Here is a 6,853-nt window from a genome sequence, read left to right as displayed (position 1 = left end):
CTCGAGGATCGGGCTGCCGAGATCACCGGCCGAGCGGGCCGCGACGAGCTTGCGGATCGTGCCCCGATCGGCGCGGATCCACCCGATGCGGATCCCGCCCCACAGCGTCTTGCCGACGGACCCGATCGAGATGACCGTCCCCTCCGGGCCGTACGCCGCGAACGGGAGCGGCGCCATCCGCCGGTCGATGTCGAGCTCGGCGGTGGTCTCGTCGGCGATGATCACCGTGCCCTGGCGGGCGGCCGCGGCGATGGCGCGCTCGCGCAGCTCCGGAGCCATCGAGCGGCCGGTCGGGTTGTGGAAGTCGGGCATCAGGTACGCCAGCGTCGGGCTGGTGCCGCGGAGCGCGGAGATCAGGCCCTCGTCGTCCCAGCCGTCCGCGCCGTCGACGTTGACCGGCACGAGCCGGGCGCCGGCGAGCCGGAGCGCCTCGTACGCGTGGGGATAGGTCGGTGCCTCGATCAGGGCGCGATCGCCGCGCGAGAGGAGGGTGCGCGCGACGAGGGCGATCGCGTGCTGAGCACCGATGGTCACCATGATCTGGCCGGGCTCCGTGCGCAGGCCGCGCTTCGTGTACCGCTCGGCGATCGCGCGGCGCAGCATCGGCAGACCGACGGTGTCGTAGGAGCCGTCGTCGAAGTGCTCGGGCACTCGCTGCGCCGCTCGGGCGTAGGCCTCCCCCAGCTCGGGCACGGCGGGGAGCGCGGCCTTGGTGAAGTCGAGGAAGTCGGGCGCCAGGGTCGGCACGGCGTGCACCGCGGCGCCCGGGAGGCGCGTCACGCTGCCGGAGCCGCGGACGCTCACGAGGTAGCCGCTCTCGCGCAGCTCGCGGTAGGCGGCCGCGACGGTCGTGCGGCTGACACCCAGGCGGGCCGAGAGCTCGCGCTCGGCGGGCAGCCGGCTGTCGGCGGGGATGCGGCCGTCGATGACGAGCAGGCGGACGCGGTCGGCGAGCGCCAGGTACGCGGGGCGGGTGCCGCGCTGCTCGCGCCAGTCACCGAGGAGGGTCTGCAGGGCGCGCACGCCGAAGTGGACATCAGCCATGCGTCCAAGGTAGCGGGATTGGACCGCGCGCGGAAGGCCAATCCTGCGCTGTGATGTCCCTTGTGACCGTTTCGCCCACCTCCAGCACCCTCGCCGCCCCGGCGCCCCTCGACGCTCCCGTTCCGCTCGGACAATGGCGGATCCGAGCCGTTCCCCGGCTGATGGTCGGGCTCGTCCTCTACGGCGTCGCCGACGCGATGATGATCCGGGCAGCCCTCGGAGTGGATCCGTGGACCGTCTTCGCGCAGGGCCTCTCGCTCCGCACCGGACTGGGAATCGGACTGCTCACGAACATCATCGGCCTGCTCGTGCTGCTGCTCTGGATCCCCCTGCGGCAGCGACCGGGACTGGGAACCGTGCTGAACGTGCTGACGGTGGGGCCCGCGATCGAGCTCGGGATGTGGCTGATCCCGACGCCCCCGACGCTCTGGGGGCAGATCCTGCTCTTCACCGCGGGACTCGTGCTGCTCGCGGTCGCGAGCGGCGTCTACATCGGGGCGCACCTCGGACCCGGCCCGCGCGACGGACTGATGACGGGGCTGCACCGCCGCACCGGCCTGCCGATCTGGGTCGGCCGCTCGGGCGTCGAGGCCACGGTGCTGCTGATCGGCTGGGCGCTGGGCGGGAACGTCGGCGTCGGCACCCTCGCGTTCGCCGTGCTCATCGGCCCGCTGTGCACGGTGACGCTCCCGCTGCTGGGCGTGGGGCGGCGGCGCTGAGAGACAGCGCTGAGAGGACCGTGCGCACGTGGAACCGCCCCGCTCGAGGAACCCAGGGGGGTCGGTTCCTCGAACGGGGCGGTCGTCGTGGGGCGGGAGCGGCGCCTACCGCTTGCCGGCGAGCTCCGCGCGGTCGGCGGCGCTGATCGACGCGATGCCCTCGGTGATCGAGGTGCCCGACGCGACCGGGGCGCCGTGGTCGTCGGCGCCGAGCGAGGCCTCGTCGAACGGGACGCGGCCGGCGAGGACCTCGCGGACCTGGGACATGTCGACCTCCTTGGTCCAGGTGCCGACGAGGAGGGTGGCGACCGCGTTGCCGGTGAAGTTGGTGACCGCGCGGGCCTCCGACATGAACCGGTCGATGCCGACGATGACTCCGACGCCGTCGACCAGGTCGGGGCGGAAGGACTGCAGGCCGCCGGCGAGGGTGGCGAGGCCGGCGCCGGTGACGCCCGCCGCTCCCTTCGAGGCGATCATCATGAAGAGGAGGAGACCGATCTGCTCCGAGATCGACATGGGCGAGCCGGTGGCCGAGGCGATGAAGAGCGACGCCATGGTCAGGTAGATGGCGGTGCCGTCGAGGTTGAAGGAGTAGCCGGTCGGGACGGTGATGCCGACGACGGGCTTGGAGACGCCGAGGTGCTCCATCTTGGCGATCAGGCGGGGCAGAGCGGCCTCGGAGGAGGAGGTGCCGACGATGAGGAGGTACTCGCGGCCGAGGTACTTCATCAGCGAGAAGATGTTGACGCCGGTGACGATGCGCAGCAGGAGTCCGAGGATGACGACCACGAAGATCGCGCAGGTGACGTAGAAGCCGATCATCAGGGTGGCGAGGGCGACGACCGCGCCCCAGCCGGTCTCACCGACGACCGCGGCGATCGCGCCGAAGGCGCCGATGGGGGCGACCCAGAGGACCATCGAGAGGATGCGGAAGACGAGCACCTGGAGCTGCTTGATCGCTCCGAGGATCGGCTGGCCCTTGGCGCCCATCTTCTGCAGCGCGAAGCCGACGAGGAGGGCGACGAAGAGGGTCTGCAGGATGCTGCCGTCGACCAGCGACGAGAAGAGCGACACGGGGATGATGCCGAGGACGAACTCCGAGGTGGTCTCGGCCTTCAGGTCGGTCGTGTCGTAGGTGGCGCCCGAGATGTCGAGGCCCTCGCCCGGGTGCAGGATGTTGCCGACGACGAGGCCGATGGCCAGCGCGAAGGTCGACATGACGATGAAGTAGCCCAGGGCCAGTCCGCCGACCTTGCCGACCGTGGCGGCCTTGGCGATCGAGCCGATGCCGATCACGATCGTGCAGAAGATGATCGGCGCGATCATCATCTTGATGAGGCCCACGAAGGCCTTGCCGACGGGCGCGAGCGTCGCGGCGAACTCGGGGGCCACGAGGCCGACGATCACGCCGGCGACGACCGCGATGATGACCGCGATGTAGAGCCAGTGGTTGCGGTCGATCCGCTTGCGGGTCTTCGCGGGGGTGACCGAGGGGCTGAGCCTGTCGGTGCCGTTCCGGTCGGAGGGGCGTCCGGGCGTCTTCGCCATGAGCGTGTCCTGTCTCTTCGTCGAGGGGAGGGTGTTCGCGGGGTGCTGGTGCGACTGTTCGTCGTGCCGGTGAGGTGCGGGGCCGGAGCGGTGAGCGCTCCGGAACTCTCCGATGGTGGACCCGCCGACGTCCGGGGGCGCGGTTGCGTTCATACTGTTCACGCGGAACGGCCGGAGCCCGATCCGCCTGCCGCGAGAGGTGACGAGGAGGTCGCGATGCCCCGAGTGCGCGCCCCGCGTGTACGCCGCGACCGCGGCCCGCGCGGCAGCATCGCCGCGCGGCTCTTCGCGGTGCAGCTGTTCTGCATCCTCCTCATCGCCGCCGCCGCGGTCGCCGTGCTCGCCGTCGACGCCCGCGGGCGCGCCGGCGACGACGCCGCCGCGCGCAGCCTCGTCGTCGCCCGCACCGTCGCCGACAACCCGTTCGTCGTCGAGTCGACGCAGGAGGCGGATCCGTCGCGCCCGCTGCAGCCCTACGCCGAGGCGATCATGGCCGACACGGGCGTCGACTTCCTCACGATCATGAACCCCGACCGCACGCGGTACACGCACCGCGACCGCGAGCGGATCGGCGAGGCCTTCATCGGGACCATCGCCCCGGCGCTCGAGGGCCGCACCTTCACCGAGACCTACACGGGCACGCTCGGGCCGTCGGTGCGCGCGGTCGCTCCGATCCTCGATGAGAGCGGCGAGATCGTCGCGCTGGTCTCGGCCGGAGTCACGCTGCAGGCGGTCGACGCGTCCTTCGGCGCTCGGGTGCAGGTCGTCGCGTGGGGCGCGCTCGGCGCGGTCCTGCTCGGCGGGCTCGGCTCCTGGCTCCTCGCCCGCTACCTGCGGCGGGTGACCGGCGGGCGCGGTCCGGAGCAGATGAGCCAGGTGTTCGCCTACTACGAGTCGGTGCTGCACTCGGTGCGCGAGGGGCTGCTGCTGGTGGACGACCGGGGGCGCCTGGTGCTCGCGAACGACCACGCGCTCGAGCTCCTGGGCCTCGAGGGCGTCCGCACGCCCGTGCCGATCGCCGACCTCGACATCCCCGAGGCGCTGCGCGAGCTGCTCCGCTCGGACGAGCCGGTCACCGACCGCCTCGTCGTCGCCCGCGAGCGGATCCTCGTGGTCACGGAGCAGCCGGCCGCCTCGCCGGGAGCACGCCCGCTGGGCACGGTGACGACGCTGCGCGACCGCACCGAGCTGCAGCGGATGACCGGCGAGCTGGAGTCGATGCGCACCCTCTCGGACGCCCTGCGCTCGCAGACCCACGAGTTCTCGAACCGGCTGCACACCATCGCCTCGCTGATCGAGCTGGGCCGGCCCGAGCAGGCGCTGTCGTTCGCCGCCGGTGAGCTGACGCTCAGCCAGCGGCTCGCCGACCGGCTGATCACCTCGGTGCAGGAGCCGGTGATCGCCGCGCTGCTGCTGGGCAAGACGGCGCAGGCGCGCGAGCGCGGCGTCGAGCTGCACCTCGAGACGCACCTGGAGCCGGGCACGCAGGGCTTCGAGCCGGGCGATCTGGTGACACTGCTGGGCAACCTGATCGACAACGCGCTCGACGCGGCCGCGGCTCCCGAGGGTGCCGACGAGCCGTGGGTCGAGGTCTACCTCGGGCAGGCGGAGGGCGCGCGCGGCGAGCAGGAGCTGGTGATCCAGGTCTCCGACAGCGGCCCCGGAGTGGAGGAGACGGCGGACGTGTTCGCACGCGGCTACTCGACGAAGGAGCAGGACGCGTTCGGCCGCGGCATCGGACTGGCGCTGGTGCAGCAGGTGGTGCAGCGCCTCGGCGGCACGATCGAGGTGTCGCGGCATGTCGGCGCGGTGTTCACGGTGCAGCTCCCGCTGCCGGCGCGCGCCGACCTGGCCGCGGAGGCGGCGCGATGACCCCGATCCGCGTGCTCGTCGTCGAGGACGAGCCGCTCACCGCGAGCGCCCACGCCGACTACGTCCGCCGCGTCGAGGGGTTCGAGGTGGCGGCGGTCGCCGGCACCGGGGCCGAGGCCATCCGCGCGCTGCGGGCCGACTCCGGCATCGCGCTGATCCTGCTCGACATGAACCTGCCGGACATGGGCGGGCTCGACCTCTGCCGGGCCGTCCGAGCGGCCGGGCTCGACGTCGACGTGATCGCGATCACGGCCGTGCGCGACGCGGCGGTGGTGCGCGCCTCCGTCGCCGCGGGCATCGTGCAGTACCTGATCAAGCCGTTCGTCTTCAGCACGTTCGCCGCGAAGCTCGCCAGCTACCGCTCCTACCGCGGGCAGCTGCACGGCTCGGCCGTCGCGAGCCAGCACGAGGTCGACGGCGCGTTCGCGGCGCTGCGGACCTCGAACGCTCCGGGCCTGGCGAAGGGCCTGTCGGCCGAGACGCTCGAGTCCGTCACCGCGCTGCTCGGCGAGGTCGGGCTGTCGGCCGCCGAGCTCGCGACCCGCCTCGACGTCTCGCGGGTCACGGCTCGGCGCTACCTCGAGCATCTGGCCGACACCGGAGTCGCGGAGCGCGCTCCCCGCTACGGCTCGCCCGGGCGGCCGGAGCTGGAGTACCGGCGGCGCTAAGGCCTGGTGAGCACTAGGGCCTGGTGAGCACTAGGCGGCGTGCTCGCGCAGCGACGCGGCGATCTCCTCCTCGATCAGGTCGTAGTTGATCGCGGCGCCCACCCGCAGGCCGTCGGCGGCCGCCGCCATCACCTGCGCCATCGGCTCCACCAGCGAGCCGGCGGCGAACACGCGGGCGACTCCGGTGCGCCCCATCGGGTCGGCCGAGAGGTGCCGCGCGACGCCGGAAGGGTGGTCGACGAGCTCGAGACCGAGTCCGGTGGGCAGGCGCGCCGAGACGTCGGGGGCGACGACGAGCGCGTCGAGCGGGAGGAGCGTCCCGTCGATCACGACACCGACCAGGCGGTCGTCCTCGACGCGGACCTCCTCGACCGCGCCCTCGACGAGCGCGATGCCCCGGGCGGCGAGTCCGCGCGCCTCCTCCCCCGTCGGGGCGTCGACGCCGTTCAGCAGGATCGAGACGTGCGGGCTCAGCTGGCGGAACATCTGCGCCTGGTGCGGCGCGAATCCGCTGCCGAGCACGGCGATCCTCCGCCCGCGCACCTCGAAGCCGTGGCAGTACGGGCAGTGCAGCACGTCGCGTCCCCAGCGCGGAGCCAGTCCGGGGATCGCGGGGAGCCGGTCGGCGACTCCGGTCGCGAGCAGCAGCCGCCGGGCGTGCAGCACGGTGCCGTCGGCCAGGGTCGCCGAGACGGTCCCGCCGGTGCTGGACGCGCTGACGACGTGCCCGGTGACGACCCTGGCGCCGTAGCCCTCGGCCTCGAGGCGGGCCAGGCGGGCGAGCTCGGTCGGCGCGGTGCCGTCGCGGGTGAGGACGTTGTGCGCGCCGGGCGACGGGGCGTTGCGCGGAGGACCGCCGTCGACGACGAGGACGTCGCGGAGGCTGCGGCCGAGAGCGGTGGCGGCGGCGAGGCCGGCGAAGGAGGCGCCGAGGATCAGGACGTCGGCGGGAGCGGGGGTGCGTGTCATGGATCGAGAGTGCGCCGCGCGGGCGCCGGTGTC

6 protein-coding genes are annotated in these 6,853 nt (G+C 73.0%); 3 read left to right on the top strand and 3 right to left on the bottom strand.

Annotated elements, in window-relative coordinates:
• Window positions 1-1,044: PLP-dependent aminotransferase family protein (locus tag ASF46_RS03150; RefSeq protein ID WP_235576839.1), on the bottom strand; the 1,044-nt coding region annotated here is incomplete at its 3' end.
• A 161-nt stretch (window positions 1,045-1,205) separates the two neighbouring features.
• Here ASF46_RS03150 and ASF46_RS03145 point away from each other — a divergent pair.
• Complete coding sequence (locus ASF46_RS03145; RefSeq protein ID WP_056866387.1) at window positions 1,206-1,763, top strand: YczE/YyaS/YitT family protein; 558 nt, start codon at window positions 1,206-1,208, stop codon at window positions 1,761-1,763.
• 105 nt (window positions 1,764-1,868) lie between these two features.
• Here the strand turns inward: ASF46_RS03145 and ASF46_RS03140 are convergent, their stop codons facing one another.
• Window positions 1,869-3,311 carry a cation:dicarboxylate symporter family transporter gene (locus ASF46_RS03140; protein WP_056866386.1) on the bottom strand — a complete coding sequence of 481 codons (1,443 nt, stop codon included), beginning with the start codon at window positions 3,309-3,311 and terminating at the stop codon, window positions 1,869-1,871.
• Between the two features lie 216 nt (window positions 3,312-3,527).
• Here ASF46_RS03140 and ASF46_RS03135 point away from each other — a divergent pair, with 216 nt between their 5' ends.
• Window positions 3,528-5,183 (top strand): sensor histidine kinase, encoded by a 1,656-nt coding sequence (locus ASF46_RS03135; RefSeq protein ID WP_056866385.1) that lies wholly within the window; start codon window positions 3,528-3,530, stop codon window positions 5,181-5,183.
• Window positions 5,180-5,851: a response regulator gene (locus tag ASF46_RS03130; RefSeq protein ID WP_056866384.1), complete on the top strand. Its 672-nt coding sequence runs from the start codon at window positions 5,180-5,182 to the stop codon at window positions 5,849-5,851. The genes ASF46_RS03135 and ASF46_RS03130 overlap by 4 nt, the downstream gene beginning before the upstream one ends.
• Before the next feature lie 30 nt (window positions 5,852-5,881).
• Here the strand turns inward: ASF46_RS03130 and ASF46_RS03125 are convergent, their stop codons facing one another.
• Window positions 5,882-6,820, bottom strand: coding sequence for an NAD(P)/FAD-dependent oxidoreductase (locus ASF46_RS03125; protein ID WP_056866383.1), 939 nt, complete (start codon window positions 6,818-6,820; stop codon window positions 5,882-5,884).
• Between the last annotated feature and the right edge of the window lie 33 nt (window positions 6,821-6,853).

This window comes from Rathayibacter sp. Leaf296 (assembly GCF_001423045.1).
GTDB classification, from domain to species: Bacteria; Actinomycetota; Actinomycetes; order Actinomycetales; family Microbacteriaceae; genus Rathayibacter; species Rathayibacter caricis.
Note: the sequence above shows the minus strand (reverse complement) of the source record. Positions and strands in the feature narration are given on the sequence as shown.

Excerpts from the sequence above, each read along its gene's own strand:
- ASF46_RS03125 (WP_056866383.1), bottom strand. The coding sequence starts at position 6,820 with ATGACACGCACCCCCGCTCCCGCCGACGTCCTGATCCTCGGCGCCTCC.
- ASF46_RS03140 (WP_056866386.1), bottom strand. The coding sequence starts at position 3,311 with ATGGCGAAGACGCCCGGACGCCCCTCCGACCGGAACGGCACCGACAGG.
- ASF46_RS03130 (WP_056866384.1), top strand. The coding sequence starts at position 5,180 with ATGACCCCGATCCGCGTGCTCGTCGTCGAGGACGAGCCGCTCACCGCG.
- ASF46_RS03145 (WP_056866387.1), top strand. The coding sequence starts at position 1,206 with ATGGTCGGGCTCGTCCTCTACGGCGTCGCCGACGCGATGATGATCCGG.
- ASF46_RS03135 (WP_056866385.1), top strand. The coding sequence starts at position 3,528 with ATGCCCCGAGTGCGCGCCCCGCGTGTACGCCGCGACCGCGGCCCGCGC.